The sequence below is a fragment of the Candidatus Protochlamydia naegleriophila genome, assembly GCF_001499655.1.
GTDB classification, from domain to species: domain Bacteria; phylum Chlamydiota; class Chlamydiia; order Chlamydiales; family Parachlamydiaceae; genus Protochlamydia; species Protochlamydia naegleriophila.
Genome location: NZ_LN879502.1, coordinates 587,966 through 614,367, shown reverse-complemented (window position 1 = coordinate 614,367; position 26,402 = coordinate 587,966). Strand labels below are relative to the sequence as shown.

Here is a 26,402-nt window from a genome sequence, read left to right as displayed (position 1 = left end):
CAACATCAATTGAAATACCCCTTAAAGCAAACCCTAGAACCAGATTATCAATGCCTTAAAAATACTGTTGCCTTATTATACGCACACGTATTATATAATACGTACACGTACAATAAGGAGTTCGCATGTTCAATTCTTCGATGAGTCATCTTATTTTGTTTGTGAACAATCCGGAAGAAAGCGCAGCTTTTTATGCCGGTCTTTTCGGTTATCAGCCGGTGGAACGCTCTCCCACTTTTGTTCTTTTTGCGCTTCCAAATGGCGTCATGCTAGGTCTTTGGTCCAAGCACACTGCCAGACCGAGCGTACAAGTCTTAGGTGGCGGCACTGAAATGTGCTTTGCAGAAGAATCGGATGATCGCGTTGATGCACTCTTCCATCAGTGGCAGGATCTTGGCATTCCCATGACTCTTGCTCCTGTCGCCATGGATGGCATGAGTCGCACTTTTGTCGCATTAGATCCCGATGGCCATCGCATTCGCATTTTTTGCATGGAGAAGGAAGCATGACTAATTATTGGATGGCCGTCGCGAGCAGCGAACACGTTAAGCGAGGAATTGAGGGAGGATTTTGCCAAGTATGTCATGGCAAATCAGCGCCTTTAAAGCTTATGCGTCCTGATGACTGGATTGCCTACTACTCCCCTACAGAAGAATTTGGTGGTTCTAAGCCTTGCCGGAAAATCACGGCCATCGGTAGAATCAATGCCAATGAGCCCTATTCTTTTCAGATGAGTGAAACATTCATTCCATGGCGGCGCGATGTAACTTTTTATGCCGCCAATGAAGTGGCCTTTGAGCCATTAATCGAGGAGCTCTCTTTTATCCAGGACAAGCGTCGATGGGGCTTTCCTTTTCGGCGCGGCTGCTTCAAAATTCCAGCAAGCGATTTTAAATTCATTGCTGCCCAAATGGGAATCATCCTCGCATGACACAATTTGATTTTGATCGCTCGAGCGCCTTTCCGGCTCCAGAAGACAGCCCGGGTTTTTTACTGTGGCATGTAAGCACGCTCTGGCGAAGGGCGATTGAAGGGGTTTTGAAACCGCTCGGGCTTACCCATCCACAATTTGTCATTTTAGCAACCGTTGGTTGGCTGACAAGAAGCGACCAATCAGCCACTCAAGCCGCAATCGGTCGTCAAGCTAGCTTAGATCCCAACACCACTTCTCAAATTTTGCGAGGCCTTCAAGCCAAAGATCTCATTGAAAGATCTCGAACGATAGACGAAAGAAGTAAGTGCTCTTCTTTAACGCCTAAAGGCTCTCAAAAGTTAGCAGAGGCCTTGCCTGCCGTTGAAAAAGCCGATGCTCATTTTTTTGCTGCGCTTAATCTAAGCGAGATCAATGCTATCGAGGCTCTGCAAAGATTGGCGAACCTCAAGAGTGACTCTGCAAAAAACCACTGATTCCAGACAGGGCTTTACCTATCTTATTGATACGACGGGGCTTTTGTCCAAATTTCCTGGCTTTCAGCCCCTGGAGGCAATCCATCCGTCCGCGAATGGCGCTTTGCCACTTTGAATCCCATTCCAGAAATTACCTTGGGCACCTTGGATCTATGCCAGCCCAAAAACCGTGGCAGCGTAAAACATCAATAGTCCAGATCCTCTAGCTCCTCTTGTGATTAATCTTGGAGAATTCACTAACTCAGACGATCTAAGCCTCCTTCAACAAGGCTTTCAAACCTACATTAAGAACCTAAATCTCAGCTTGCAGACCGAAGATCGGTTCTATCAACTCACTTTCCCAGATCCAGCCCTCTTGACCTTTTTCATTAAAGAAAACTCAACACTTTCAAAGCCATTGCCAAATGACACCCTTAGAACAAGGTGGCGTCGTTGACAGTAAAGGGCATGTCTATGGTGTAAAAAATTTAATTGTTGCCGACAATTCAATCGTTCCCCTTTGCATAGATGGAAGCCCCGTGGTTACAGGATATTTGATCGGAGCCAGCGTTGCCGAATTATTGATCGAAGACAATAAATACTCTCATTCGAGCTCCTGCTCAACTGTAGATCAATAAAAAGATCGCAGGAATTGACAGGCCATGGCCAATCCCTGCGATCACGGAGCATAAACGAATCATGCCAATGATTATTTAAGAGACTTTGATAATCACAAGTAATTTAAGCTGTAATAACTTTTCAATTAAAATCTAAATGCATACAATCTTAAAAACCCTCCAACAATTAACTAATTTTAAAATTATTTTACTCTACATATTCTATCTAACACCTAAGGCTTTTGCCCTACCCTTACATTAAAGGTCTCTATGTTTCCCCTTAGCCCTGGCCCCTATTACTATGCTGACTATTATCAATCGTTTTTAAATGACTCATTCACTCAAGGCTCTCATCATGAATCGTCTCTCCCGGATCTTATGAATGAGTCCCAAAAAGAAAACAATCCATCCGATGCGGTTGATGTTCCAAGAGCTACAGAGATGGGTGCAATCCCAGAAATGGATATAGATGATGAGGATGCAGATGTAGACTCATTCGGCTATGAATCTGAGTCTATGGAAGATCCGGTTGAGCAAGAGTGGCTGGAGACTCAATTTGCTAAAAGGGTAAAGAAGCATGCGCCTTACTTTAGCGATCAAACGATGATAGAAATTAATGATCCACAAGTATTTGAAAGCCCTATTCCAGATGTGGGGATGGAAAAAATTTTAATCACCTCATCCTTTCAGCATAGCTGCATAGGAACGACAGGCCTGGCTACGTGCCTGGCTGTTTGCTCGAGAGGGAGAAAGGCCGATGGGGAAGTTTTGCTGGCTGTTGCCCACCTCTCTTGCCTAGACTCTCCAAGCGATGTCGTTAAATACATTTTCAAACAATTCTTAGATGCGGGCTGCTGGCAGCCTTCGATCGAATCTTATATCTTAGGGGGGATTCTATCTTCAAGATTTTATTCTATCGAAGAGGAACCTCATGAAGACATTTACGACATGCTGTGTGATTCCCCAACTACTCGGGAGCAAGATCGAAATCCCTATAATATTAAGGCTTTGAAATTATTTTGCCTCAGCAGCCAAGAATGCAATGAAGGAAAAAGCCTCACGGTAGCCATTTCAGCAAATGAGCTTCGCTATAGCAAATCCTGTACATTCGAGGGGCAAAAGAATGTTGGAATAGAAACTAGTGCAGTGATCTGATTCCCACTAATGCTTTAAAAGATGCTTTTTCATTTCTAAGAACTTTAGATCTATCTGCTTGAAATTTTAGGGATAGCTGAGCTAAACATCCACATTTCAAGCAGATAAACCCAAATCTCAGGGTTGTTAGGCCAAGGTCAATTGGCGGCCTCTGCTAGCCGATACTCTTCTTGTTCCCCGGATAGATACCCGCCCAATTTTTTGGTGGCAAAAATAGAAATACCGATCATGCTGACCGATATAATTCCAATTAAAGAAACATGCCCCGAAGCCGCACCGAACGATAGAAGCATGAATTGATAGAAGCAGGAGGCTCCTGATTTACCCAAACGGGACCCAATACTATCGATGACCGACTTGGCTCTTGTCCGGTCTTCCGGCTCGATCGAGAGAAAGGCCATTTCTTTACTCGTGTCAAAAATGGTATACTTAGCCGTCATTCCCAATACGTAGTACATGGATCCGAATGATACTATCAGGTACAAAGGACTAACCCCCAAGTAGGTAGACAGATTGGCAAGATATTCTTGAGGCATCAAAAGGGTTGAAAAAAACAGCAGGCTCGTTACAAAAAGCGAAATGGGGGTAATTAAAGCAACCTGCGTCCAACTCAATTTCTGGAAAACCCAGCGCGATAAGAGAGCCATGCAAACAGCCAGCATCCCAATCATGGAGGTGAGTTGATTAATATAAGCATTATAGGCCTGAGGGGTAGGATGCAAGTGCTTAATATTTTCTTTCCAGACAACCTCGATGAGGTTAGTCGTCAGTCCAAATCCAACCACTAAAATGGCGATGCAGAGGAGAGGGGGGCTTTTTGCAATGCACAGCAAATTATCTTTGAAAGATAGAGAGGGGCGTCCCTTCTTTGATGTTCCTTGAGAGGATAGCGATGGATTAGATCTGGATAAGAGCCGATTAATGAACATGATAGAAAAGCCGCAAACAGCAACCATCATGACCATGCATTGCAAGGTGCTTTGCCACGACATGACATCTGCCAAATGATGGCAAAGATAGTGGGACGTTTGCCCAGATATAATTCCGGCAAAATTACCCGTGAACATGCATAAGGGATAAAACTGTTTAGCTTCGCTCAACGATGTCGTCTCATTCACGTAACTCCAAAAAAGAACGGATAAAATAAGAAGCGACCATAATTCAGCAGCTAAATAAAAGAGCGTATAGTGCCAGAAGCCAATCATGGCAATAAACCCTTTAGCCCCTACTGGCAAAATGACTTGTAAATAGTCTGTTAAACGGCTCAAGTAAAGTTCACTGCGCAAAGGATATAAGACAAAAGCAAAAAGTGCGTATGTGCTTAAGAGTAACACTACAAAAATGTAGAGCGTTTTTTCCCTTCCGAATCGATTGTAAAGCCTGGAAAAGAAGTAGCTGGCTAGGATGGCAAGCGGAAGCATGGCCCAAATTTTGATGAAAGGGATGATTTCTGCTCCAGCATCGCTGGCTGTAATCACTATGGTGTCTTTTAAGTCTTTCAACGTATGATAGACAAAAATGATTAAAAAAAATTGCACCAAAATTAAGAGGCGCTTTTTTATTAGATTGAGGGATATGGAGTAATTTTGCTGATTTTTCATGTGCTTTTTTTTTTGCAAGAATTCTTGCAAAAAGAAAAAACACGTTTAGGATAGAATTTACTGCACGCCATCCAAAAAAATTGGCAGATGGCATTCAAATGTTGAGATCAAGATAGCATCCTGGTTTTTTAGGTGCAATAGAAAATGAATACTCTTCCCAACGGCTTCCAATCGCTTGAAAAACAATTTCGGATAGCGGCATGATAAGTGCAAAAATAGAAACCTTATGGCGCCCAAGTCTGCAACTCTCGATTGGAGTTTTTAAACAATGACTGTCTGGAAATTAAATACGAGTAACTGCAACAAGCATGAAGAATTCAAACGCCTCTTTGCGAGCTATGGCCAAGAGTTAGAAGCCACGCATATCGATCTGCCTGAAATTGCCTCCGATCACGCAAGCGTTGTCGCACACAAAGCCAGTCAACTCGGAGAAGGTATTTTAGTCGAAGATACATCGCTCGAAATCGAGGGCGCTGCAGTTGGCATTCAGGTGAGATGGTTATTAGACCATCTTCCCAATTATATTGGATCAAAAGCCCACTGGATCGTCTTATTGGCCTATCACCAAAACCACCAAGTATTTATCTACCGAGGAGCCGTTTCAGGAACAATTGTTGAAGCTGAAGGAGTTAGTGGCTTTGGGTTCGACCCCGTTTTTTTACCCAATGGGGCTTCGCTCACTCTTGCCCAGTCAAAACCCGACTCCCATAACGCGAGGGCCAAGGCAGTTAAGGCCTTGATTGAGAAAGAGGTGTGGGCTGTTTACTCAACGATTGAACGGTGGGAAGGCCCTTGGCAGAATTCCATTTCCGATGAATGAACGGCTATTTTTTATCCGTTCATTAGCTTTTCATCCATAGACTGCTACTTCTCACTATCCAACTCGACAAGCTGAACTTTGAAAGATCCAGTATTATCTTCATAGTTGGTGTCATGCACCCAAAAATGAATCCTATTTTCTTTAGCTAAAAAGGACTTTGATTCATAAATGTGATCGGAATGATAATCGTCATCACATATAGGAATCTCGCTACTGTTGCGTAAGGAAACAGTTTTCGTACGGCTCCCCTCTTTGCTAAACTCGTAACAGGCATCGCTAGCCAGCTTTTCTCTATTTTGAATCCATTTTCCCAGATTGACATAACCGCTCACTTTAATGCGGTAATGATGCTGCAAAGTCAATCCGATAGATGAAGTAGGAGTACCATCGGCATAGACTTCTCCACTCCAAATAATTTTTTCAGCACAACATGGACTCGCAAAAAATAAAGCACTTAAACAGAAAAGTAAATTAACATGTCTCATCCGAATGCTTCTCCCATCGTTTGGCAACTAAGACGCTGCTTTAAGATGAATGTTCACAAACTTATCATTTTTTTCGATAAAAAAATGAGCATCTGTCTACGATGGATTTAATTCTGATTGTCCTTAAAAGGACATCCTTTTTCAGAGGCCAATGAGCGAATGCTCTGATAAAAAGAATCCAAGTTTACTTCGTCAGGAAATGAAAAATGCTTTAAAGCCTGGTTAATCTCTTGTGTGCCAATTTGATCATCTTCTGGAAGCTCTTTTCCATTTCTAAAAAACAAGAGCTGCACAGCTAACACTTCTTTTTGTTTTTTGGTTAACAGGCCTTCATTGGACACTAACGCTCTTTGATAATGAAAAGAAATCACCGAGACTTTAATAGGCTTCTTAACGACTTCTGCCAGTTTCAACATTCCCTGGCAATGGCTGGCTTTATCATCAGCAAAAAGAACGTCTAGCTCTTCTACCTTGCTCCACCTTGGATGCTTTTGCAGCCACTCGTAGAAACAGTCTTTCTTCGGGCCTTTGGAAAAAATAATTTCTACGCCAAGCAACGAAGTGAGCCGAGATTGCTCTAGATTCCTTCTTGTCATTTCGCTCATATTTTCAGGGCGGGCTGTCAAAATAATGACTTCCCATCCATACTGATGGCATCGTGAGATAAAACTGTTAACCTTATTTGGATTTTCGCAAGCTATGAAAGAGGCTCCCTCTCGCAATTTAAAAAGCAAAGAGGCATGAGCATTAAAATGAACCTTGTTCTTTAAATTGAGCCTGAACAAACAATCGTTCAAATCGTCAGAGCCGCTCAACACTCTTGATTTTGCCAGCGTATGATCAAAATCTAAGACCAACATCTTCACTTTATTGTCCGAGGATGTCGTCTTTATTATTGCCTTGTCTTCAATCTCCAAAAGAGATTGAATTGGAATCGGCTGTTCTAGTGAAGAAATTCCTACTAAAGTCATCAAAACACCTTAAACCTAACAAAACATTAGTCGTGAATGGGAAGAAGCAAACTCGTGTTACCAGCCCAACAAAGCAGGCTGAATCGTCTTCACCCGCCAGCTGAATCTTTAAACAGATATGCGCTTCAATCAAGCTCTATAAATCAACCAAGCTTTCCCACTCTTTTTCATTAAACCCCGTCAATCCGATGCCCTCTCCAAGCAAAAAAGGGCGTTTCACTAACATACCATGCTGACTCAAAAGCGTAAGAGCCTCATCGGAAGATAAACTCTTCAACTTTTCTGATAATTGCCACTCTCGGTACAGCTGTCCCGAAGAATTAAAGAGTTTTTTTATGTCGCCCTCTTTATAATCGAGCATCGTTTGAAGCTCTTGCAGGGAAGGTGGGGTCTCGGTAATTTCTCTGCGTGTAAAGGCGATTTTCTTCTGCGTCAAAAAGCTCAACGCTTTCTGACAGGTCGAACACTTGCTGTAGACATAAATAATCATCGTACCCCTCCAAAAAAGGGTTCAGAATACCTTTTCTGACGCTTATTTTTCAAATAAAATACAACTATCATAGCGCGTTTAACTCCTTCTAGGCCGTACACATGACATCTATTTTAAGAAAACCTTTCCACTTTGCGAGACACGGTACAACCGATTGGAATGTTTTGCAGCTATGCCAAGGGCACACAGACATTCCTTTAAATGAAGCGGGAAGAAAAGAAGCAGCGGCACTTGCGCAAAAAGCAGCCTCTTTCAACTTTAGCCATCTTTATACAAGTCCTTTAAGAAGGGCCCTTGAAACCGCCTCGATTGTTCAGCAAACATTATCCAATAGTCAATTGATACTCGTCGATGAATTAAAGGAACGGCATTGGGGCCAATTAGAAGGCATTTCTAGCCTTGAAATGTATCGAATAGAGGAAATAGAAGAGAGCAATCCCTCTTTTAACCCAGGTCGCGGAGTAGAAACACGAGACTGTTTTAAAGTGCGAATTGCAAAAGGGCTCAATCGATGCCTCGCAAATGATGAGAAGCCTCTCATCATTGCTCATGGCAGGCTTTTTTTAGTGCTGTGTGAGCTGCTTCAAATTCCGCTCGTCAGACAAATTCCCAATGCCTCATTAATCCACTGCATTCCAGCTCACGGCACCTGGACTGTTAACTTAATTGGATCTAATCGCTGAAGAAATTCTCTTTTATTCAACCATTTGCGTAAGGGCACCTTCATTGAAAGATACCCTTATTAAACTCGATCCTCAATGCAAGCGCATCACCTGCTTACTTCTTTTGAATGACATCTTTAAGGAGAGTTGCAATCGCTGTAAGTGCACCACCACTGACTCCGCTAACCCCGATGGTGGCAAGAAGTGTAGCCAAATCGAATTCACTGCCTGTTGCGGCTGGCGTCCCAGTAGCTGCCGTTGTTGCACTCGTAGAGGCTAATACGCCTAAGGCTTTTAAAATAAAATCACCAACTCCCCCACCTAAGAGTCCTACGATACTATTTACTAGCGTACCAAGGTTCTTTTGCGGCATGGCTGCACCAGCCACGTTTCCTCCAACGGCACCACTGATTAAAGAAATAAGAAGATTAACGATATCCATGAGCCACTCCTTTGTTGCGTTGTTTTTTACATATAAAGATTTTTTTAATGATTTTGTCAAATAAATTTTTTATACATTTTTCCTCTGACTCTTCGTTTTATTTTTTTTGTCAAAAGAAAAAAGTTATTACTGGCCTCCTGGCTTGCTGAAATCGCTTTGAAATTAATCGGCCTTCACTCATTTTTATGCATTCAAGTATTAACGCTCTGCAGATCGGTATGCATCTTGAGCAAGCCCCTATCTCAAAACTTTAGACCACAAAACTTTAGACTACATATGATACATATTGATACGTGCCATCCCTTGGAAAAAATGAAAGCTTGGATTGAATCAGAAAAGGCGATGGGATCTGATAACCCAAACCGCGTCGTGCTAGCCACATCCTCGCAAGACATCCCGCGCAGCCGCATTGTGGCTATCAGAGAAATTACTGGCGAAGGAATTGTTTTTTTTACACAGCGTGAAACTCGAAAGGCAAGAGACCTCTCTATCAATCCACGAGTATCCATGACACTGTGGCTTGCCCAACAACAGCGGCAAGTTGTGCTTGAGGGGTATGTAAAAGCTTTAACTGATGAAGAAAATTTGTTTTATTGGAGAACCATTCCCCGCGAGCAGCAACTGCGTTTTACTGCTTATGCCCCCATTTCAAGCCATGCCATCCCCTCGCCTACCACCTTATCTGAAAAATATCGGGATTTAAAAAGCGCATTCGAGAATAGAGACATTCCCATGAGTGATCATTATTGCGGATTCCACGCTATTGCCATATCGATGTGCTTCTATACGCTTGGCTCTGAAGAATTTTCAGAGGTCCTTCACTTTGAATATTGTCACGGCAAGTGGAAACAACAACTTTTATCCCCTTAAGTCCATGACTGATTGACTGCTGATTAGTCGCAAAACATGAGGAAAACTCCGGCGTAATGGGCAGGGACAGATGAAGGTCAAAGTCAAAAAATTGCATGCAAAAAAATAAAGCGAAGCATCATTAGATCGCTTCGCTTAAGAGACTTGAAAAAAGCTACACTTTACTTCTCATGCAAACGGTTGATGCGCTCTTTCTCATACACCTCGTCCGAATGAGCTGCGTTGAAAACGAAAGCTGCGGCTGCGCCGCCCAATAAATTAGCAGCGATGTAAATCCAAAGGTTTGACCAATGGCTTAAGTTTAAAATGGTCACCCCTAAGGCCACAGCCGGATTAAACGCGCCGCTAGAAATTGTTCCGATCGCATAGGCACCGGCTAAAACGGTAAAGCCGATTGCCCAGCCAAAATAGGAATTTCCAGCCGTATCTCTTGCTGTTGCTACGTTAAGAACAACAAAGCACAAAGCAAAGGTAAATAGAAATTCTACGATGAATGCCCTGACAGTGTGCAATTCGAGTGGCTTGGCAGAAAGGCCATCTTTTAAGTAAAGCACGAGGAAAGCCCCTACAATGGCAGCGGCTAATTGAGCGACCCAATACATCCATAAATCATTAAGTGAAAGCTTTTTGCGTAAATAAACAGCTAAAGAGACGGCAGGATTATAGTGTCCGCCTGAAAGATGGCCTCCTGCAAAGACCATGACAGCTAGAACAGATCCGATCGCCAATGGAGCCCATAAACCGGCGCTATTGGGCTCAAGCACGACCATTCCGACAGTAAAAACTAAAAAGAATGTCCCTATAAATTCGTACAGATATCTCATAAAACTCCTTATTTATCGCCAAAAAATTCAACACTTCCAAGGCTAAATTTTTAGCTTAAACTGTTACCACAATTTTTCCAAATTGCTGATTTGATTCTAAATAGCGATGGGCTTCAACAATGTCTTTAAGCACGAATGTTTTGTCTATGACAGGCTTTAATTTACCGGAGGTCAAAGCCTCCAGGATAAATCGCTTTGCTTTATCGAACCTTTTTGGATCTTCAACAACCTCAAAAAGCACATAACCTCGCATGGAAAGCGATTTAGTCAATGCTGCCATCAAGGGAAAGGGAGTGGGGTCAGAACTTAGCGCTCCATATTGGAAAAGAATGCCTCCCTGTGCCATGCCATCGGCTAAAGCTAATACCGTTTTCCCCCCTACTGGATCAAAGGCAATTCTAGCACCTTTGCCATGAGTTATTTCTTTTAAACGCGCAGCCAAATCTTCTTCCTGCGTAGCAATGACATGCGCTGCACCGGCTTTTTCAAGAGACTTGCGTTTAATGCTTGTACGCGTTGTAGCAATGGGAATCGCGCCGATTAGATTGCACAATTGAATTGCAGCAAGGCCAACACTGCTGGAGGCAGCTGTGATGACCACGTAATCTCCTTTTTCCACCTTCGCAATGTCGATCAGCGCTCCGTAGGCGGTCATATATTGCATCCAAACAGCTGCCGCATCAATGAAAGAAAGGGAGTCTGGATGTTTAACCACGTATTTAAATGGCACAGTAGCAATTTCTCCATACACACCATACTTCCCTTGGTCAATGGTTGGAACAACGCTAACTGCATCGCCAATAGACAGGCCAGTAACTCCAGTGCCTAATGCTTCAATGGTACCAGATGCCTCATAGCCCAATCGCGAAGGTAATTGGGGTTGGGCTAAATACGTTCCAGATCGGAACATCGATTCTGCTCGATTGAGTCCAAGCGCCTTGACTCTAATTCTTACTTCACCAGCTCCGGGAGGAGGAACCTCAATATTTTCAATCTGGAGAACTTCCGGTCCGCCTGTGCGGTTAAAACGAACAATTTGTGACATTTACTCCCCCTTAAATATTACAATCATCAGGCAAGCATATGAACGAAAAAGCCATTTTTTCTAATTTTTTATTTAACAAAAAAAACATTCATCTCTTTTATGAGCTTCTCGTTAATTTAGAAGGCTAATTGAAAAATCGGAGACCCTGATTACGGCCCATGTTATGAGGGAGCGTTCTAGGTATTGGCCCTAGAACTAGCAGCAGCAAACCTTAGGCGAAAATGGGGAAAAGGTAAACATGACGTTTTAAGTAATTTATAATCAGTTACTCTGTGCGTGCTTTACCCGCGGCTTTTAAAATATTGAATCTCTTTTTCATGTTTTTCTGCCGCCTCACGTGTACCAAATGTCCCAAGATTTCGGCGCTTGCCGGTTTTGGGATCCGTCGATCTCGAATAGATGCGGTACTGGCCTGATTTTAGCTTTCGAATCATGACAACCTCCTTGCTTGAAGGATAAAGGATCTTGAGCTTAGATTAGCCTATTCTGTCCTATTGTAAAATATTTTTTCACATTAAACCCAGAGCAAGTTTTAAAATTTAATTGGACTCAAATCCACCATGGGATATGCATTGGGTGGGATTATTGCAAGAACTTAAAACTAAAAGAGGGTTCATGGGACAAGCAACATCTAATCAATGCCTTACGGGTAAAGTTGCAATTGTAACAGGAGCGGCAAGAGGAATTGGACGCTCTGCGGCCATAGCCTTAGCCCATGCGGGAGCTGCAATTGTTGGGCTGGATTGCTGCTCAAACCTCTTTCCCAATTCAGGCGTCAAGCCATCCGCTCCCGAAGATTTAAACGAAACGGGCCGGCTCGTCCAAGCAACCGGTCAGCCCTGGCTTGGTCAAATCGTTGATCAACGCGAATTTGCCTCTCTCCAATCGAGTGCCCAACAAGCAGCACAACGATTTGGAGGAATCGACATCCTATTTGCCAATCCAGGAGTACAAGGCTTTAAGCCCCTCCTCGAAATGGAAGATAGCGATTGGCAAATACACATGGATGTAAATCTGACGGGCACCGCCAAAGCCATCCGAGCCTTCGCCCCCTATCTCGTCAAGCAAGGCGGCGGCCGCATCATCGTCACCTCCTCGACACAAGGCAAGCACGGAACAAAAAATGGCGCTGCTTATTCTGCTTCTAAATGGGGAATCATTGGATTGATGAAGTCGGCGGCCCTTGAACTTGGCGTGTACGGAATCACGGTTAATGCGCTCATTCCAGGCCTCATCGATACAGAGCTGACACGCCATGAAGAACGGTACGCCCAGGTTCTCCAAGCCGCAAGCAAACAACCCACCGGATCCGATGAGGAAACAGCTCGTCAAATCCTCGCCAGTCAATCGCCTTTAAACTTGCCTTGGATCGATCCCGACGATGTGGCTCCGCTTGTCGTCTTTTTAGCCTCCGATGCCGCCCACCTAATATCGGGAGCAACCTTTGACGTCACAGCCGGCGACAGTGCCCATTTCCGATGATGCAACATAGGCATCAAAGCAAAAACATAAGCCACGAGATTTTGCTTCGTCTAAGGCCTTATAAAAGGCGCAAGCTTGTATTTTCCATAGCATGTTACAGAACTTATGCTTTAAAATACCTCTCTTAAAATAACCGTATTAATAGACTTCTTTGCAAAACTTTAGGATTCGCATGCATAAAAACGCTGTTTGGACTAAGCTCGGCTCCCGCCTCCGATTCGTCAAATCTGAAAAAGGAGTCCCATTCAATTGGCTCTTTCTTCCCGGCGGGCCCGGGCTTGGCTCCGAGTCGCTGCATGAATTAATCGATTGCTTGAACCTTCCTGGATCTCTCTGGTGCCTGGATCTGCCAGGCGATGGATCTAACACGGCAGCTAATAATACCGAGGCCTTTAAGCATTGGTCCAGTGCGCTTTTAGAAGCTGTAAATGTGTTTGAACATGTCATTTTAGTGGGACATTCGACAGGCGGCATGTATGCGTTAGCAACGCCTTTGCTCGAAGACGCTTTAACAGGCCTTGTCTTAATAGACTCTGCTCCCGACACCTCCTGGCAAATAGCTCTGGGAGAAATGATGAAGGCGTCCCCAATGCCAGCATTAGAGCATTTGCATCAACTCTATATGCAAAACTCAACTCCTGCCATTTTAAAAGAAATGACTCTCACTTCAGCCTCCTACTTTTTCACAGAACAGGGCCTACAAAAAGGGCTCTCAATGCTGCAGAATCTTCCCTACAATGTCGAAACGTGCAATTGGTCAGATAAAAACTTTGACTCCACTTATCAGGCACTGTGGATTCCTAAGACCATACCAACCCTGATCATGGCAGGCTCTCAAGACCGTATGACGTCTTTAAGCCTTTTTAAGCAGAATGAAGCCTTCAGTAGACCCAATATCACCATGCGTGAAATTAGTCAGGCAAACCATTTTCCATGGATTGAAAATCCAGAAGAGGTCGCTGCTGTTTTTAGCGAATATTGTCAAAATATTCGCTAATCGGGACAAAAAACTCAAGAATAGCCCTTACTAATACCTTCAAAAGACGGTTAAGAGTGATATACCCTTGGTCTTATTACAAAACGGCAAGACCCAAGCAAGCAATCTACCAACAAATGAAAAAAAACTTTTCTCGCACCCTCTTCGATCCGTGTTCAGGCTTTATTTCAAATGAAGAACCATCCCTGTTTCTTATAAGTTTTCACCTGTAGCTTTGATTTGAATCGTCTGGCCATCGGGTTTTATTTGGACGGAAGCACGCTCTTCAGCGATGGTTTTTACTCCATCCGCAGCAAGGTTGACAGTTACTCAAGATTTGGCTTTTGTTATTTATATCCTTCTAATTTCGCTACCATTGAGATGGTTATAATCACATAGTAATCAACGCTAATCATGTCACCTATCAAGCCTTTCGAAGTCCAACCACGACAACCTTAGAAATTACTTCACTAGCAACGGAGGACTATGGACTGGCCAAAGGAGCTGCGGGAGTCGTCAAAGCCGCAAGGACTGGATTGCCTGAGCTTTAAAACTAGAAGCTAAATACATTTCCAAACCTGGAATATCTCGTGGAAGTATAGCAGGATCAACAACAAACTTAAGTTCTCCAGCTCCAAAAGAGATGAATTTTTGTAGAATTGATGCTATAAATCCAAAAAACTTTAAACGGCTCGGGTCTGATGTCAAGTAAATACAGAGTTTCAGCCGATGAAGCGTTGAAGTCTGGAATAAAATTTCTTGGGCCCGATTATAAGCCACTTGGTAAATCAAATAGCGGGATTTTTTAGAAGTACAAATGGATTAAGAGGTTTTCGCTTTACAAGGTCTTCACGATCCAAACATTCCACATTACCACTTAGAAGTTTTTAAACCAGGCGCAAATAAAGCTTATATAAATAACCACATATCATTTTATGAATAGGACAAATATTGAAATCAAAAAAATTGGGAAATCCTAAAATGAAAGCCTTTAGTGCCAGCTACAACCCTATAGCCGAAGGCGAAAAGTGATCGCTTCTTTTTTCAATTTACTTTCATGAATCAAATTGTTAAAAACACTCCAATCAAAAAGCAATTTAAACCTTAAAAAGGCTGTTTTATGGCGCCTGCCAATCCCCAAGAACGATTTCATTTTTTAGATGCGCTTAGAGGAATTGCAGCCTTAGCAATTGTTATTCTGCATAACTATCAGATGCTTAATGCCAAAACTGGCTTTACTTACCCCGATTGGCTTCACAAACTCATTTTTTCAGGACATTCTGGAGTCACAATTTTTTTTATCATTAGCGGCTTTGTCATTGCCTATAGCGTGCGAAAATCTTTTATTTCCTTTCACTACTGCAAACTGTTTTTTATTAAGCGATCTATCCGCTTGGATCCACCCTATTGGATCACTTTATTTGTAATGATTAGCAGCAGCTTGCTGTTTGCAAAATTGGTTGCCAAACAAGATGAATCTGTTTTTCAAAACGCTGAAATCATTAGCAATATTTTTTATTTACAAGGTTTTTTTGACCATTCATCGATCAATCCCGTTTCATGGACCCTTTGTATGGAGCTACAGCTCTATTTGTTCTTTGTTCTTATGCTAGCCACCATTTTTCGCATAAGTCTTATTGCCAGCTACCAACAACAAATTCAGCTCATTGCATCGCGAGCATTTCCTCTCTTTTTTGCTTTTCTCTTGTTCCTCTCGCTAGAGCAGAATTTAAATCTTATATTCCCCTATTCTGCGATTTATCCTTACAATCCATTCGCCCTTCACTATTGGTATCTATTTTTTCTGGGGGTTGCCACGTGCTGGGAAAAAATTGGGTGGATTCAAAGGACATGGCTCTATAGCTACTATGCCATAGTATTCGTCTATATATTGGCAAGCTTGCAAAAAGAAATGGCTGCTGGCTTATCGATTGCAGCAATGATTCACTTACTGGGTAGGCATGACTACTTAACAACCTGGAGAGGCCATCCCGTCTTCCAATACTTAGGCAAAATTTCTTATAGTCTTTACCTCATTCACTGGCTGGCCAGTTCAAATTTTATTAATTTTGTCTCGAAGCGTGCGGGTGATATTTATCCTGCTAAAGCAACGCTGATTTTAGCCGGAGGAATTTTAGTCGCAATAGGAGCCGCCCATGTTTTTTATGAATGGATTGAACACCCATGTTTGAAGTGGAGTCAGCGGTTGTCTATCCCGCAGGAGCGATTACATCAAACAGCTATACAATCACGCTACGCTAAATGAACGCATCAAGCACTCAACAATCATGTTTAAATAGCCCATTTTAGCTTTGGGGTCTTTCAAAAGATCCAGATAATCCTCGCTTAACGCACCATTGATGGCGCTCGTAATAAACAAACTCATCATGTCTATATCTATTTCTTTGCGAATCTGACCCAGTTTTTGAAGCTGCGTCAATGGCTCCTTCCAATTGTCAGGCGAGAATGGGGTGCCACCAGCGAGCTTATCTTTCGTGAGCTCAAGTTTTTGCCATGATAGCATGCGGAGAATCTCAGGATGCCTTTCATAAAATTCAAAGCGGCTATGCACTATATGCTTTAAAATATCTCGTAAACCCCGGCCCGCATCGAATTCTAACCCGCCCTTTTCCACATAAGAGCCCACCAACTGTCTTTTAACGCTCTTCCATAGCTCTTCTTTTGATGCATAATAATGATAGATAAGACTCTGATTAATCTGCGCTTTTTTGGCAATTTCGCTAATGGATGTTCCATCAAATCCTTTTTTTACAAATAAATGGCAAGCCGCCTTCAATATTTTTTCTTGCGTTTTCGCCGCTGCAACAGCACGTTTTGTATCAATTCTAGAACTCATAATTCCTTTTTTTTGTTGAATGATCGTTCAGTCAATGCTATACATATATTCCATTGAATGAACGTTAAGTAAATCAAAGATAGCATATGAGGAGTCAAATGTTTAGAGGAAATCATGTAGATGAAAAAACAGATTTAGCCGTCTATATTGAGACGGCTTTAAAAGAGGTTATTGAAAACATGGAGGCTGGCGAAGAGGTCTTTTCACATTATTTTTCTCCATCCTATACTCAACATGTCGATGGGCATGTGTTAGATTACAAAGATTTTATTCAGCACATGACGATTCAGAAAACCCTCCTTAAATCTGCAACAGTGACTATCCAACATTCGCTCGCAGAACCGGATAAGGTCTGCACCGTTCATAGAGTTAGTGCAGTTAAGAAAAATGGAAGCGTCGTAGAGATCCAAGTGATTGCTTATTTCGAATTGGAAAACGGAAAAATCGTGCTGTGTAAAGAACTGACCCATCTCATAAGCGGTGCTGATGCAGATCGCACCATTGGCTCCATCAAATGAGTTCATAAAAAAACTGGATGGCGTCGCTTCTCTAGTAGAGGACCCCATTCAGTTCCTTCATTTCGCGCGAAGCTATTGCAAAGAATTGCTTGAAAAGCGATAGCCCAGACGGCCGCGCGTCAACGCAATGAGCACTAATGCCACAGCCTCGAAACCGATGGCAAGTCCGAGATAACCATACAAAAAGTTGTAATCGGTCAATTGGGTAAGTTCGGGAAAGAGCGGCCAAAGAATCGCATTGGGAAAAGCATCGACCGAAGCATGCACCACAATGGCCATGAAGATGCTTCCCTTCGTGTGATTGAAAATCCAGGTCATGATGATGGATACACCTACGATCCACGTCATGTATAGAGCAATATTGGGAATAGTGGGCTTCGTCCACTGCCCACTGAACCAAATCGGCATATGCCAAAGGCTCCAAAGCAACCCAAGGATGATGCTGCCCATTAAAGGACCATACCGTTTTTGCAGTCTGGGTAATGCAAAACCACGCCAGCCAGGCTCTTCTCCCAATGGACCGCCTATGATCAGCGCAGGATAAATAAAAAACAAGGCATAGGCAAACAGTGTATCCCATCTTATGGGAGTAAAAGAGGTCCAAACATCTGGCAAGATGACCGATCCAAGCGTCATGATCAAGGGGATGCCGATCAGCGCAAAGAAATACCACCAAAGCCTAACACGCCAAAGCATGATCCGCTTCAAAAAATCCCTGATCCCTATCCATCCTTCACTCATTCCAATGACAATGAGCGCTGCTAAAGAAGGCCCAAACGCTCCAAGAGCAACGGTCGGCAGAAAAGGCATCGGGCTGTTAAATGGCAGGAGGCCTGCCCCATTTCGAGAAAGCACAAATGATCCCCATACAAGCCAAGAAAGAAGATAAGCAAGAATAAAGTAGGAAGTAAGAGGGAAACGGAGCGAGCTTTCCCCGCTAGATTTTTCGCCATCCAAAGTCATAAAAAACTTTACCTATTTACTGTCAAAATAGACCAGAATCTTTTTCGTTTCACTGTTTTTATGCAATCCTTACCCAATCTTAAAATCCCAAAAGCACCCCAGAGGGTAAAATTAGTTACTAGATACAATGCATGTCATCATCAATAAAATTGAAAAAGAATGATAAATTTTAATTTAAATGAAGTAATTAGCGTTATTACGCATACGGCCGACTCTATTAATAATAGAAATACCTCTCATTCTTATATAAAAATTGACGGTAAAAAATGGAGCGTTGCGCAAGCTAAAGCCACTTCGATAAAGGAAGTGAGCCGGTGCGTTAAGTCTATACTCGCAGAGAATCGCGCGATTAGCCTCCCAACACTTCATACATTAAGAAACTGCTTTGACGCCATTGCTTCTTCTTATCTCACCAAGCATAGCGGAATTCTTGCCCGACTCATGCGCTTTTTTTCTCGAAGCGTGCGGTCAGAGTATCAGCAGACCAAGACCTTAATTGAAGATGCGAAGAACTCTTTGGAGCAATTAATTCTGACAGGTTCTGAGATTAGCCCTTCAAATGGCACAAGCTTAAGAGAGGCTGTTAAATCTACTCATGTGTTTATCTTCTCCGGTCCTTTTGAAGGCGAGCATACGGGCGATACCGATTATGCAGAGAAGATGGTTGATCTATTGGAAGAGGAGCAGATAAACGCTTCTTACATTACAGGTTCAACAGTTGCACAAGGCGCACCCTTATATGATCCTAAAGACATCACCTATGCAGGCTATGGAGAGCGCAGAAAAATCGTCGATGATGATAAACGCAAGCAAGCTGTTGCTAATGTCATCTCACACTTGTTATCTTTTGATGGCCCAAAAATTTTTCACCTACAGCTCCGAGTTCCCGAAACGGGATGCCTGTTTTTGCCTGAGGATTTAAAACAGCTTAAAGAACAAGGCATTAAAGTCATCGTCACTTGCCATGAATGGCAGCTCAATAACCATAGGCCTTGGTATCAAGAACAGGCATTTGAGTACTTTCAAGAAGCAGATAAGGTTGTTTTTTTAAACCAAGAGGATGCTTCCCATGCCGTTAATTTTTCTGAAAGGAATCTAAACGAGCTATTGGACAAACATTCTGTCTCCGCCGTTCCGATTACCGTTACTATCCATACTCCTCCTTCAGTAGCAGAGGTTCTCAATAGAGATAAAAATATTATCACGTTTGGCCTCATACGCCCAAATAAAGGGTTCGAACAGGCTGTTTATCTGGCACAAAAAATTAAGGATAATGGACCAGAAGGGTGTAAAGTTCTCATTGCCGGTAAACCGACCTCTTTTAATTATTTTATGAGGCTTGCAACCCCCATTTTAGCGCTCAATGAAGAAGATACAACTAGACTCAAACAGGCATGGGATCAAGATCCGATTCATTTTGGCGCATTCAAGCAAATGATCCATCTTTTACAAAAAGAAAATAGGCCTGAAGCCCTTCCTGCTGAATTTCACATCGATCTTAGCGAACAAGAATGGCAAGACTTGGTATCGAGAAGCAAATATGCATACAAACCTGATAACAAAGGCTTTGCCAATAACGCCTCTGCCATCATTAATCTGCTTGCCAATGGCTGCATCACTTTCGCTAAGTGGGGAATAGTCACAGATAGGCAGTTTTTACCCGGTGGAACACATGGAAATGCCATTATTCTGACTAAAGAACAAAAGCCAGATTTAGCCAATTTTTCACCTGAGCCAGAAGAGGTTATTGCAGACATTCGCATGAGAGAAAGTGATCCTGATCAAAAACTTAACCGAGAAACGGTGACTGCAGCTTTAAAAGCCGCTCATGATCCTATTAAAGGCGTATTCAGCAATAAAGTAGTCACACAAGACGTGATAGCAGTCTATGAACAATTTCTTAATGAAGATGCCTGAAGCATAAGCTCGGAACTCCCCACCTCGGAACTCCCCACCTATGAATATTCACAAAAAATTGAAGTTCTGACAGTAGAAAAAGCTCCTACAAAAGACAAAGAGATCGAGGCTAAGCCGATTAAAATACGAGAGCAGCTGTCTCAGGTTCTTGTAAAAGACTCCGATGACAATGCCTATGCTACCCGCTTTAATGAAACTGTCGATCAAGCTCTTCTTGATCGTTCTAGATTAAGACCTGTTAGAAGACTATTCAAAAGGATTATTAATTTACTCAGCGATTATTTAAGTAAAGAAAGAGACAGCCACTGCATGCTTGATGGCTATCCCATTGCCATCCGGCCTCGTCCATGAACTGATTCACGCCATATACCACATTGAAGATAAACAGGCGGGCATCTTTCGCAGCGCATGGAAAGCCAATCTATTCCGCTGTCTAAAAAACGAGTGATTTAATCAATAATCATTCGTTTTTTACTTTTAATTCCAAATTTGTATATGTAATAACAGGAAGTTAATAACAGGCAAAATTGGTTAATTAGATACAGCCTAAAGAAAAGGTTATTATGGCAGCTTGGATTGATGGCTATGTGGAGAGCCAAGGAGTCAATATCCACTATGTTACTAATGGCGTCGAGGAAGCCAAGGCAGGATCCCTTCTGTTTGTACCCGGAGTCATGATGCCTGCTTGGATATGGGAAAAACAACTTAGCCATTTTTCTAAAACCTATCGCGTCGTTGCTATGGATCCAAGATCCCAGGGAGAGTCAGGCTCCTCAACCGAGGGGCATTATGCCTTTTCACGCTCCAAAGATATTGCCGCCGTTGCAGACCACTTAAAATTGAAGCATCTCGTTTTAATTGGATGGTCTCTTGGAGTTCCTGAAGCGATCAACTATGCCGCTCACTTTAGACCGAAGGATATGCTAGGGCTCGTGCTTATCGATGGGCTCGCTGGAATCGATTCTACTGTGCCTTTTTACAACTCAACGGTCGAGTATTGGTCCGAGTTTCAAGTAGATCGCGTTGCCAAGACCAAAGAATTCATCAGGCTCATCTTCAATCAGCCTCATTCTGAGGCATACTTAAATAAACTCTATGAGACGGCTCTAAGAATGCCAACCAATACGGTCATGGCTTTGATGAACAACTACATTTTGCAAGATTTTCGCCCCTTGTTGCCCAAGCTCAATATTCCCACACTCATTGCAACAATTGAGGGGCCTCGTCTCGAATACATGCAGGAAATGCAAGCCTTGCTGCCTCATGCCCGTCTAGCAGTCATCAAATCGGCCGGCCATGCCCTATTTGTCGACCAACCAGAGACATTCAATGCTCTTTTGGACGCATTCATCCTGGATCTATTGACTCCAAAGCCTTTTAATTCCGCTGCATCCTTCACAAGCCATTGATCACTGCGCTAGCTCATCAGTACACATCACTTGGTAAAGATCAGCATGTGGAATGGCAGTCTCTCGTAAAGCAAACTCTGCCCAGTTATCAAAGAGGCTTATCATTTTAGGCAGCAGCTGATCAAGCATCGGAATGGCAATACTATTGATAGCACCATTTTCTGGGAGGCCGCTGAGATATGTTAAGGACCCATTGGGCGCTACTAATGCCGCGAAAGGAACACCATAGGATTCTCCTCCGACGAGCCCAAATCCGGAAGAGTGGAGCGCTGCACCGTCCAGGAAGCCTTCACCGCTTGGGAGCCCTTTCAATGGCGTCAAAGTACCATCAGGGGAGACCAAAGTCCCATAGGGGCCTGATGCAGAGAATCCCACAATAAGCCCCGTCCCCGATTCATTAATTGCAACGTTATAGATAACTCCTTCCGTAGAAGGTAGATTCTTTAGAGTTGTGACACAACCTCTGCGTGATACAAGAGCAGCATAAGGGAGAGAATGGGAGGCGCCCCCCATGATTGCTGCTCCAGAGGCATTGATTGCAACGCTATAGTTAAGCCCTTGAGGCAGATTAGCGATGGGGGCCACAGCCCCATTCCGAGAAACAAATGCAGCGTATACAGAATCGCTGTCTTGTCCTCCAATGAACGCTACTTTCGAGCGATTGATGGCAACCCAAAAAAATACGCCCCGGATTCGGGCAGTCCTGTCAAGGGCTTTAGACTCCCCTTTCGCGAAAACAGGGCGGCATAGGCTGAATTTAAAGGACCTTTTCCGCCAATGAGTCCTTCATTAGTATGATCATCAATCGCAACGCTATAAATCAGTCCCGTTGCTGGCAAATCAAGAGGTTTAGCTTTTCCTTTAGGAGAAACAAGGGCTGCATAGGGAATGTTAGAATCTAAATGCCCTCCTCCAATAATTCCTCTTCCCCCTTGATTAATCGCAACAGTATAGATCTCACCTGGTGCGATCAAACCTTCAATCACGTTTAATTTTCCATTAGGCAAGACTAAGGCTGCATAGGCATCTACCCCATTCGTTCCCCCAATGATCCCTTTCCTCTTGGCATTAATCGCAACTCTATAGGTGAGCCCCCTTGAAGGCAGCCCGGGTAATTCCATGACCGTTCCATCAGCCTTAAGCAAAGCCGCATAAGGAGCGCTTGCTTGTCCTCCAAGGATGGCAATCGGGTCTGAGCTGTTGGAAAAAACAGGGCTGATGGAGAAATTGCCTAAGACAGCAAGGCTAAGAAAACAGTTTTTTTAAAAAAATTACAAAGCTTCACCCCTATAGAATACTTCACAAGGACTCCTCCTTTCCAAGTTCTAGTTGCGAAAACATCAACCCAATATTTCATTTTATTAGACGCTAATCCCATTATCCGGCGCCCACTACGCATGGGCCCCATAAGAAGATAGTTATCGATGATAACTTCGGATCTGGATCTCTGCCATTTTGATTCTCTCAGATAGCACTTAAAATAAATATTTAACAAATCTTTTCAAAAAATTTTCAAAGGTGAAGCCCATCCCCCTTCCTGCACTATATTTTTTAATCTAGTCTACTTCAAAAAAAGGAATCGATTGCAAGAATCAAAAAAAATCATATATTGATTTGGTTACCAAACATTTTGAAATCCAGGCGATTCATGAACCGTTCCCTCCATTTGGCACTAAAACTTATTGTTCTTTTAAATTTAGCCGGCAATGCCGCCTATGCGATGGTTGCAGGTGGACGCCCTAACTCCATTTCCGGAGGTCATAATGCTTTTGCAGGAGTTGTCAATCCTGCAAATGCCGTATGGATCAAAGATCGTTTTGACGTTGGGGTGTTTTTGGTTCATCAACAATCATCACTCGATAACAAAAATAACAATCCTCTTTTTAATCCAGGAAAAACCAATCAGACTTACAAGGCTGAGTATTTGTCTACAGGGGATGTAGCCATTCATAAAGTAGGAAAAATAAAAGGATATGATTGTTCGTTTAGCCTTGCCACCTATACGACCCCTGGTTATATAAAGGTACGAACAAAAAAGGCCATTCCGATTGCGGGTAAGACACCCATTTTTTTAGAAGATAAAACCCAGGCCATTTCTTCTATTTTTTCATTGAAGCTCAATGAAAAGCACTCGGTAGGCTTTTCATTGGACTATTTTTATCTATCTCATTTGCGCCAGGGCTTTCAAAATGCGGATAATCCGCTAAAATCTGTGTCTCCTGGGCATGTCACAAATAAGGGAATGGATCATTCCCAAGGACTTGGACTTACGTTGGGATGGAGATGGAATATCTCGAAGTCCTTAACTTTTGGACTAGCTTTTATAAAAAAAAGCTATGTTGGCCAATATAGGAAATATCGAGGATATGAGCCTCATCACGCCAAAAATTATATTCCTGAAACGATAGGAGGCGGTTTTACTTATCGGTTTACCAAAAAAATTGCAGGACGTCTTGAGGTCCTATGGACTGGTTTTGGGAGTCTGCCGAATTCGAATAACGCTCTTTTATCTAATGGAAAGTTGAATACCAACAAGCGAGGCTCCCATAAGTCTTCGGGTAGTGGATTGCAAGATGCGACCTTTATCAATCTTGGACTGGGCTATAAAATGAATAGCACGTTGTCGTTTGGTATTGGTTTTTCCCATAGGCTCAGGCTAGCCAGAAAATCCCCTTACATCATATCCCATAGCTATCGTCGACAAATAGCCTATAACCTTGTCACTTTCGGAGTGAATTATAATCATCACCACCATGATTTTTTCTTAACCTTGTCTCATGGTTTTGAGAATCGTCAGTCAGGATATATGCCAGAGCAAATTGGAGGAGGAAAATTCACCTCAAAGAAAAATTACAATTCCCTTTCGATTGCCTGGGGATATCTGTACTAGGTTTCACGCACCCAACTAAACATCACTCCTCCGTCTTTGTCCTACCCCTTTATATTATAGAACATCGATTGTGTAAAAATGTTCAAAACTTCTACAGTAATGAATTCCAAGTAAAATTTTACAACCTTTTTAATTTTAATAGATTAAATACTTTTGATGATTAGAAACAGTATCTGTGTTACTGACCGTTTTTATTGCATATTGGTATCATAAAGAGAAATCTTAGAACTTGTGGCTAATCTAGCCAAATCTGATGGGGGAAAAACTCTTGAAAGTTTCACATGAGGAAGAAGCATTCAAAAAAACTGAGCCTTTGCAAAGGATAAGCTATGAATTTTCTGAAAAATTAAAATATAACCTTACTAAAAACTCTCGTAATAAAAAATCACCTGAAGAACGGCTAAAATGTATTAATGCTTCATTTCGCGATGGGATTGAAAAAAAACAGCTGGCTTGCTTTTTTGGGAAAATAAGTGTTTAAACGGGATGAATGAAAATACCTAAGAAGCCATACTGACTGATTTTTTCTTTTGGACTCCACTGGTAGTAAATTCCCAGCGCTTCTTCAAGTGTGGCAATACCTGGCAAGGCTTTTTCTAAGGTGACATCTTCGAGGTATTGCTCGATTGTATCATACTCTCTAATCTCGGTGACCTTTGCCATGAAGCTGTCGGTTCCGTTAGAAAAGTTAATGTTATCGCCTACTTGAATACGCTTATAGGAGTGGGTTTTTTTTCGTCCTTCAACAGGCTTGACACCTTGGCGGATATAAGAAAACCAGGGATCATCACAATGGATATTAAAAGTAGCCATATTTACAGCTTGAATAGGTTAAAAAAAAACCGAATAGCTCTTTCGAACTATTCGGTTAAGCTGCCGATGACCGGACTCGAACCAGCACTCTATTGCTAGAAGTAGATTTTGAGTCTACCGCGTCTACCATTTCGCCACATCGGCTTAGATTATGCCAGAAGTATAATCATTTGAGCAATTTTGTCAAAGCTTAAAATTTACTATTCTCACCAACGATGGAAATTGCGGAATGCCTTATCCCAAGAATAGTTGACTTTCTCGTTCGTATCCCAGTCAAAGCGTACTTGAATCGACAGGTAAGGATAGGAATGGCGGTTGTCTAAATCGCGCCCCTCGCTCTTCTTAAACAACTTTACAAAGACTTCCTTGTTGTACCAAGGAGGCGTTACAACTTTACTGTCCTCTTTTTCATACCTCTTGAATTCTTCAAAATCTTTCAATCCTTTGTATTTGGGAGTCTCTCGATAATAGGCCAAAATTAAATCGATGACCATTTCAGGCTTATGCTCCAACCCCTGCACATAAAAGTCGACTTCTGCTCCAATTAAATGCTTGTTCGATTGATAAGAAGGAGAGGGGTCGACATATAGATTGTGATCTGGACAGCAATGACCGCACGTGATTACAACCCGCTTATTGGTTTTCATTTGAATATAGTTGAGCAGATCGATCAAAATCGGATAAATAAATTCTTTTTGATCTCTCAGAGGCAAGCTATGCTTTTGCGGGCCGCCGCAGTCGTAGTAGCGGACAAGCTCTTTTTCTTTTTGGACAAGATGAACGGGATGCAGGCTACTCCCCTTACAACGGAAAAAATCTTTCGTAATTTTGGGATAAGCTCCTACCTGTTTTTCCTCCCAAGGATAGGCGACGCGCTTCTGAGGAACCATAGGATCGACCTGCACCAAGGAATCTCCATGATGGCGGTAAATATACTCGCCTGACAGAGAAGAGGTCGTTGAAACAGGTTTAGAAGAGGAAGAGCAACTACTCAATAGAACTAAACAAAGGCAAGCCTTAATTACTGTTTGCAATGACATAAATGAACCTATTAAAATTCTATCTTAGCGCGGCAGGCATTTTGAGGGCGATACATTTGATCGGCACCTGAACGAATAGCTTAAGAGCCTGCAAGCTGGATTTTAAGAGGCAGTCTATTCATTCACCTGCTATACTCCCCAACTTATGTACAGCTTGCTAATACCCATA

The 26,402-nt window shown here is 42.6% G+C and carries 29 protein-coding genes, 1 tRNA gene and 1 pseudogene; 16 read left to right on the top strand and 15 right to left on the bottom strand.

Features of this window, described 5'->3' with window-relative positions; translation table 11 throughout:
- The first annotated feature begins 125 nt into the window (after positions 1 to 125).
- From PNK_RS02490 to PNK_RS02470, 5 genes and pseudogenes are all read left to right on the top strand, one after another.
- Positions 126 to 509 (top strand): VOC family protein, encoded by a 384-nt coding sequence (locus PNK_RS02490; RefSeq protein WP_197560223.1) that lies wholly within the window; start codon positions 126 to 128, stop codon positions 507 to 509.
- Complete coding sequence (locus tag PNK_RS02485) at positions 506 to 931, top strand: EVE domain-containing protein (protein ID WP_059060090.1); 426 nt, start codon at positions 506 to 508, stop codon at positions 929 to 931. Before PNK_RS02490 ends, PNK_RS02485 begins: the two co-directional genes overlap by 4 nt.
- A complete protein-coding gene (locus tag PNK_RS02480; protein ID WP_059060088.1) occupies positions 928 to 1,407 on the top strand; it encodes a MarR family winged helix-turn-helix transcriptional regulator in 480 nt (159 codons plus the stop codon). Before PNK_RS02485 ends, PNK_RS02480 begins: the two co-directional genes overlap by 4 nt.
- A gap of 386 nt (positions 1,408 to 1,793) precedes the next feature.
- Positions 1,794 to 2,024 (top strand): annotated as a pseudogene (locus tag PNK_RS02475) (GMC oxidoreductase); the annotation flags it as partial.
- 249 nt (positions 2,025 to 2,273) lie between these two features.
- A complete protein-coding gene (locus PNK_RS02470) occupies positions 2,274 to 3,158 on the top strand; it encodes a hypothetical protein (protein WP_059060085.1) in 885 nt (294 codons plus the stop codon).
- 137 nt (positions 3,159 to 3,295) lie between these two features.
- Here the strand turns inward: PNK_RS02470 and PNK_RS02465 are convergent, their stop codons facing one another.
- Positions 3,296 to 4,759 (bottom strand): Npt1/Npt2 family nucleotide transporter, encoded by a 1,464-nt coding sequence (locus PNK_RS02465; RefSeq protein WP_158021671.1) that lies wholly within the window; start codon positions 4,757 to 4,759, stop codon positions 3,296 to 3,298.
- 268 nt (positions 4,760 to 5,027) lie between these two features.
- Here PNK_RS02465 and PNK_RS02460 point away from each other — a divergent pair, with 268 nt between their 5' ends.
- On the top strand, positions 5,028 to 5,579 hold the full coding sequence (locus tag PNK_RS02460; RefSeq protein ID WP_059060081.1) for a non-canonical purine NTP pyrophosphatase: 552 nt from the start codon (positions 5,028 to 5,030) through the stop codon (positions 5,577 to 5,579).
- A gap of 44 nt (positions 5,580 to 5,623) precedes the next feature.
- Here the strand turns inward: PNK_RS02460 and PNK_RS02455 are convergent, their stop codons facing one another.
- From PNK_RS02455 to PNK_RS02445, 3 genes are all read right to left on the bottom strand, one after another.
- Entirely contained in the window at positions 5,624 to 6,064 is a 441-nt protein-coding gene (locus tag PNK_RS02455) for a hypothetical protein (RefSeq protein WP_059060079.1), read from the bottom strand.
- A 107-nt stretch (positions 6,065 to 6,171) separates the two neighbouring features.
- Entirely contained in the window at positions 6,172 to 7,035 is an 864-nt protein-coding gene (locus PNK_RS02450) for a hypothetical protein (protein ID WP_059060077.1), read from the bottom strand.
- 136 nt (positions 7,036 to 7,171) lie between these two features.
- Positions 7,172 to 7,525: an arsenate reductase family protein gene (locus PNK_RS02445; protein WP_059060075.1), complete on the bottom strand. Its 354-nt coding sequence runs from the start codon at positions 7,523 to 7,525 to the stop codon at positions 7,172 to 7,174.
- A 101-nt stretch (positions 7,526 to 7,626) separates the two neighbouring features.
- Between PNK_RS02445 and PNK_RS02440 the strand changes: the two genes are divergently transcribed.
- Positions 7,627 to 8,208, top strand: coding sequence for a histidine phosphatase family protein (locus PNK_RS02440; protein WP_032125083.1), 582 nt, complete (start codon positions 7,627 to 7,629; stop codon positions 8,206 to 8,208).
- A 94-nt stretch (positions 8,209 to 8,302) separates the two neighbouring features.
- Here PNK_RS02440 and PNK_RS02435 read toward each other — a convergent pair whose 3' ends face one another.
- Positions 8,303 to 8,629 carry a hypothetical protein gene (locus tag PNK_RS02435; RefSeq protein WP_032125082.1) on the bottom strand — a complete coding sequence of 109 codons (327 nt, stop codon included), beginning with the start codon at positions 8,627 to 8,629 and terminating at the stop codon, positions 8,303 to 8,305.
- Positions 8,630 to 8,905: 276 nt separating this feature from the next.
- Here PNK_RS02435 and PNK_RS02430 point away from each other — a divergent pair, with 276 nt between their 5' ends.
- Positions 8,906 to 9,499, top strand: a complete 594-nt coding sequence (locus PNK_RS02430) for a pyridoxine/pyridoxamine 5'-phosphate oxidase (RefSeq protein ID WP_197560222.1) — start codon at positions 8,906 to 8,908, stop codon at positions 9,497 to 9,499.
- Between the two features lie 161 nt (positions 9,500 to 9,660).
- Here PNK_RS02430 and PNK_RS02425 read toward each other — a convergent pair whose 3' ends face one another.
- From PNK_RS02425 to PNK_RS13625, 3 genes are all read right to left on the bottom strand, one after another.
- Positions 9,661 to 10,323, bottom strand: coding sequence for an MIP/aquaporin family protein (locus PNK_RS02425; RefSeq protein ID WP_051981866.1), 663 nt, complete (start codon positions 10,321 to 10,323; stop codon positions 9,661 to 9,663).
- 55 nt (positions 10,324 to 10,378) lie between these two features.
- Positions 10,379 to 11,368, bottom strand: a complete 990-nt coding sequence (locus PNK_RS02420; RefSeq protein WP_059060074.1) for a zinc-dependent alcohol dehydrogenase family protein — start codon at positions 11,366 to 11,368, stop codon at positions 10,379 to 10,381.
- Between the two features lie 281 nt (positions 11,369 to 11,649).
- Positions 11,650 to 11,802 carry a hypothetical protein gene (locus tag PNK_RS13625; protein WP_096030672.1) on the bottom strand — a complete coding sequence of 51 codons (153 nt, stop codon included), beginning with the start codon at positions 11,800 to 11,802 and terminating at the stop codon, positions 11,650 to 11,652.
- Positions 11,803 to 11,983: 181 nt separating this feature from the next.
- Here PNK_RS13625 and PNK_RS02415 point away from each other — a divergent pair, with 181 nt between their 5' ends.
- The 3 genes from PNK_RS02415 (at position 11,984) to PNK_RS02400 (ending at position 16,092) form a co-directional block, all read left to right on the top strand.
- Positions 11,984 to 12,850 carry an SDR family NAD(P)-dependent oxidoreductase gene (locus PNK_RS02415; protein WP_059060071.1) on the top strand — a complete coding sequence of 289 codons (867 nt, stop codon included), beginning with the start codon at positions 11,984 to 11,986 and terminating at the stop codon, positions 12,848 to 12,850.
- A 172-nt stretch (positions 12,851 to 13,022) separates the two neighbouring features.
- Positions 13,023 to 13,847, top strand: a complete 825-nt coding sequence (locus PNK_RS02410; protein ID WP_032125078.1) for an alpha/beta fold hydrolase — start codon at positions 13,023 to 13,025, stop codon at positions 13,845 to 13,847.
- A gap of 1,099 nt (positions 13,848 to 14,946) precedes the next feature.
- Complete coding sequence (locus PNK_RS02400; RefSeq protein ID WP_059060068.1) at positions 14,947 to 16,092, top strand: acyltransferase family protein; 1,146 nt, start codon at positions 14,947 to 14,949, stop codon at positions 16,090 to 16,092.
- On the opposite strand, the gene PNK_RS02395 is transcribed toward PNK_RS02400, so the two are convergent.
- Positions 16,075 to 16,683, bottom strand: coding sequence for a TetR/AcrR family transcriptional regulator (locus PNK_RS02395; RefSeq protein ID WP_059060066.1), 609 nt, complete (start codon positions 16,681 to 16,683; stop codon positions 16,075 to 16,077). The genes PNK_RS02400 and PNK_RS02395 overlap by 18 nt on opposite strands.
- Positions 16,684 to 16,781: 98 nt before the next feature.
- Between PNK_RS02395 and PNK_RS02390 the strand changes: the two genes are divergently transcribed.
- The gene (locus tag PNK_RS02390) at positions 16,782 to 17,201 is read left to right on the top strand and encodes a nuclear transport factor 2 family protein (RefSeq protein ID WP_051981864.1); all 420 of its coding nucleotides are present in this window, start codon (positions 16,782 to 16,784) and stop codon (positions 17,199 to 17,201) included.
- Between the two features lie 72 nt (positions 17,202 to 17,273).
- On the opposite strand, the gene PNK_RS02385 is transcribed toward PNK_RS02390, so the two are convergent.
- A complete protein-coding gene (locus PNK_RS02385; RefSeq protein ID WP_032125076.1) occupies positions 17,274 to 18,164 on the bottom strand; it encodes a CPBP family intramembrane glutamic endopeptidase in 891 nt (296 codons plus the stop codon).
- Positions 18,165 to 18,323: 159 nt separating this feature from the next.
- On the opposite strand from PNK_RS02385, the gene PNK_RS02380 reads away from it, so the two are divergent.
- Together PNK_RS02380 and PNK_RS02375 are read left to right on the top strand one after the other, a co-directional pair.
- Positions 18,324 to 20,081: a glycosyltransferase family protein gene (locus tag PNK_RS02380; RefSeq protein WP_032125075.1), complete on the top strand. Its 1,758-nt coding sequence runs from the start codon at positions 18,324 to 18,326 to the stop codon at positions 20,079 to 20,081.
- Between the two features lie 563 nt (positions 20,082 to 20,644).
- Positions 20,645 to 21,490, top strand: coding sequence for an alpha/beta fold hydrolase (locus PNK_RS02375; RefSeq protein WP_059060064.1), 846 nt, complete (start codon positions 20,645 to 20,647; stop codon positions 21,488 to 21,490).
- Here the strand turns inward: PNK_RS02375 and PNK_RS02370 are convergent, their stop codons facing one another.
- A complete protein-coding gene (locus tag PNK_RS02370) occupies positions 21,491 to 22,075 on the bottom strand; it encodes a hypothetical protein (protein WP_059060062.1) in 585 nt (194 codons plus the stop codon).
- Positions 22,076 to 22,137: 62 nt separating this feature from the next.
- The gene (locus PNK_RS02365) at positions 22,138 to 22,611 is read right to left on the bottom strand and encodes a hypothetical protein (protein WP_059060060.1); all 474 of its coding nucleotides are present in this window, start codon (positions 22,609 to 22,611) and stop codon (positions 22,138 to 22,140) included.
- A 527-nt stretch (positions 22,612 to 23,138) separates the two neighbouring features.
- Between PNK_RS02365 and PNK_RS02360 the strand changes: the two genes are divergently transcribed.
- Positions 23,139 to 24,380, top strand: coding sequence for an OmpP1/FadL family transporter (locus PNK_RS02360; protein ID WP_032125073.1), 1,242 nt, complete (start codon positions 23,139 to 23,141; stop codon positions 24,378 to 24,380).
- Positions 24,381 to 24,648: 268 nt separating this feature from the next.
- The gene (locus PNK_RS02355) at positions 24,649 to 24,861 is read left to right on the top strand and encodes a hypothetical protein (RefSeq protein ID WP_158021670.1); all 213 of its coding nucleotides are present in this window, start codon (positions 24,649 to 24,651) and stop codon (positions 24,859 to 24,861) included.
- On the opposite strand, the gene PNK_RS02350 is transcribed toward PNK_RS02355, so the two are convergent.
- The 3 genes from PNK_RS02350 to PNK_RS02340 all read right to left on the bottom strand — a co-directional run bounded on the left by PNK_RS02350 (position 24,858) and on the right by PNK_RS02340 (position 26,233).
- Positions 24,858 to 25,193: an ASCH domain-containing protein gene (locus PNK_RS02350; protein ID WP_032125071.1), complete on the bottom strand. Its 336-nt coding sequence runs from the start codon at positions 25,191 to 25,193 to the stop codon at positions 24,858 to 24,860. The two genes, PNK_RS02355 and PNK_RS02350, sit on opposite strands and share 4 nt — an antisense overlap.
- A 61-nt stretch (positions 25,194 to 25,254) precedes the next feature.
- Positions 25,255 to 25,337, bottom strand: a tRNA-Leu gene (locus PNK_RS02345).
- Positions 25,338 to 25,399: 62 nt separating this feature from the next.
- Complete coding sequence (locus PNK_RS02340) at positions 25,400 to 26,233, bottom strand: hypothetical protein (RefSeq protein WP_051981861.1); 834 nt, start codon at positions 26,231 to 26,233, stop codon at positions 25,400 to 25,402.
- Positions 26,234 to 26,402: the final 169 nt, after the last annotated feature.

Excerpts from the sequence above, each read along its gene's own strand:
- PNK_RS02490 (WP_197560223.1), top strand. The coding sequence starts at position 126 with ATGTTCAATTCTTCGATGAGTCATCTTATTTTGTTTGTGAACAATCCG.
- PNK_RS02485 (WP_059060090.1), top strand. The coding sequence starts at position 506 with ATGACTAATTATTGGATGGCCGTCGCGAGCAGCGAACACGTTAAGCGA.
- PNK_RS02480 (WP_059060088.1), top strand. The coding sequence starts at position 928 with ATGACACAATTTGATTTTGATCGCTCGAGCGCCTTTCCGGCTCCAGAA.
- PNK_RS02470 (WP_059060085.1), top strand. The coding sequence starts at position 2,274 with ATGTTTCCCCTTAGCCCTGGCCCCTATTACTATGCTGACTATTATCAA.
- PNK_RS02465 (WP_158021671.1), bottom strand. The coding sequence starts at position 4,759 with ATGAAAAATCAGCAAAATTACTCCATATCCCTCAATCTAATAAAAAAG.
- PNK_RS02460 (WP_059060081.1), top strand. The coding sequence starts at position 5,028 with ATGACTGTCTGGAAATTAAATACGAGTAACTGCAACAAGCATGAAGAA.
- PNK_RS02455 (WP_059060079.1), bottom strand. The coding sequence starts at position 6,064 with ATGAGACATGTTAATTTACTTTTCTGTTTAAGTGCTTTATTTTTTGCG.
- PNK_RS02450 (WP_059060077.1), bottom strand. The coding sequence starts at position 7,035 with ATGACTTTAGTAGGAATTTCTTCACTAGAACAGCCGATTCCAATTCAA.
- PNK_RS02445 (WP_059060075.1), bottom strand. The coding sequence starts at position 7,525 with ATGATTATTTATGTCTACAGCAAGTGTTCGACCTGTCAGAAAGCGTTG.
- PNK_RS02440 (WP_032125083.1), top strand. The coding sequence starts at position 7,627 with ATGACATCTATTTTAAGAAAACCTTTCCACTTTGCGAGACACGGTACA.
- PNK_RS02435 (WP_032125082.1), bottom strand. The coding sequence starts at position 8,629 with ATGGATATCGTTAATCTTCTTATTTCTTTAATCAGTGGTGCCGTTGGA.
- PNK_RS02430 (WP_197560222.1), top strand. The coding sequence starts at position 8,906 with ATGATACATATTGATACGTGCCATCCCTTGGAAAAAATGAAAGCTTGG.
- PNK_RS02425 (WP_051981866.1), bottom strand. The coding sequence starts at position 10,323 with ATGAGATATCTGTACGAATTTATAGGGACATTCTTTTTAGTTTTTACT.
- PNK_RS02420 (WP_059060074.1), bottom strand. The coding sequence starts at position 11,368 with ATGTCACAAATTGTTCGTTTTAACCGCACAGGCGGACCGGAAGTTCTC.
- PNK_RS13625 (WP_096030672.1), bottom strand. The coding sequence starts at position 11,802 with ATGATTCGAAAGCTAAAATCAGGCCAGTACCGCATCTATTCGAGATCG.
- PNK_RS02415 (WP_059060071.1), top strand. The coding sequence starts at position 11,984 with ATGGGACAAGCAACATCTAATCAATGCCTTACGGGTAAAGTTGCAATT.
- PNK_RS02410 (WP_032125078.1), top strand. The coding sequence starts at position 13,023 with ATGCATAAAAACGCTGTTTGGACTAAGCTCGGCTCCCGCCTCCGATTC.
- PNK_RS02400 (WP_059060068.1), top strand. The coding sequence starts at position 14,947 with ATGGCGCCTGCCAATCCCCAAGAACGATTTCATTTTTTAGATGCGCTT.
- PNK_RS02395 (WP_059060066.1), bottom strand. The coding sequence starts at position 16,683 with ATGAGTTCTAGAATTGATACAAAACGTGCTGTTGCAGCGGCGAAAACG.
- PNK_RS02390 (WP_051981864.1), top strand. The coding sequence starts at position 16,782 with ATGTTTAGAGGAAATCATGTAGATGAAAAAACAGATTTAGCCGTCTAT.
- PNK_RS02385 (WP_032125076.1), bottom strand. The coding sequence starts at position 18,164 with ATGACTTTGGATGGCGAAAAATCTAGCGGGGAAAGCTCGCTCCGTTTC.
- PNK_RS02380 (WP_032125075.1), top strand. The coding sequence starts at position 18,324 with ATGATAAATTTTAATTTAAATGAAGTAATTAGCGTTATTACGCATACG.
- PNK_RS02375 (WP_059060064.1), top strand. The coding sequence starts at position 20,645 with ATGGCAGCTTGGATTGATGGCTATGTGGAGAGCCAAGGAGTCAATATC.
- PNK_RS02365 (WP_059060060.1), bottom strand. The coding sequence starts at position 22,611 with ATGGAATTACCCGGGCTGCCTTCAAGGGGGCTCACCTATAGAGTTGCG.
- PNK_RS02360 (WP_032125073.1), top strand. The coding sequence starts at position 23,139 with ATGAACCGTTCCCTCCATTTGGCACTAAAACTTATTGTTCTTTTAAAT.
- PNK_RS02350 (WP_032125071.1), bottom strand. The coding sequence starts at position 25,193 with ATGGCTACTTTTAATATCCATTGTGATGATCCCTGGTTTTCTTATATC.
- PNK_RS02340 (WP_051981861.1), bottom strand. The coding sequence starts at position 26,233 with ATGTCATTGCAAACAGTAATTAAGGCTTGCCTTTGTTTAGTTCTATTG.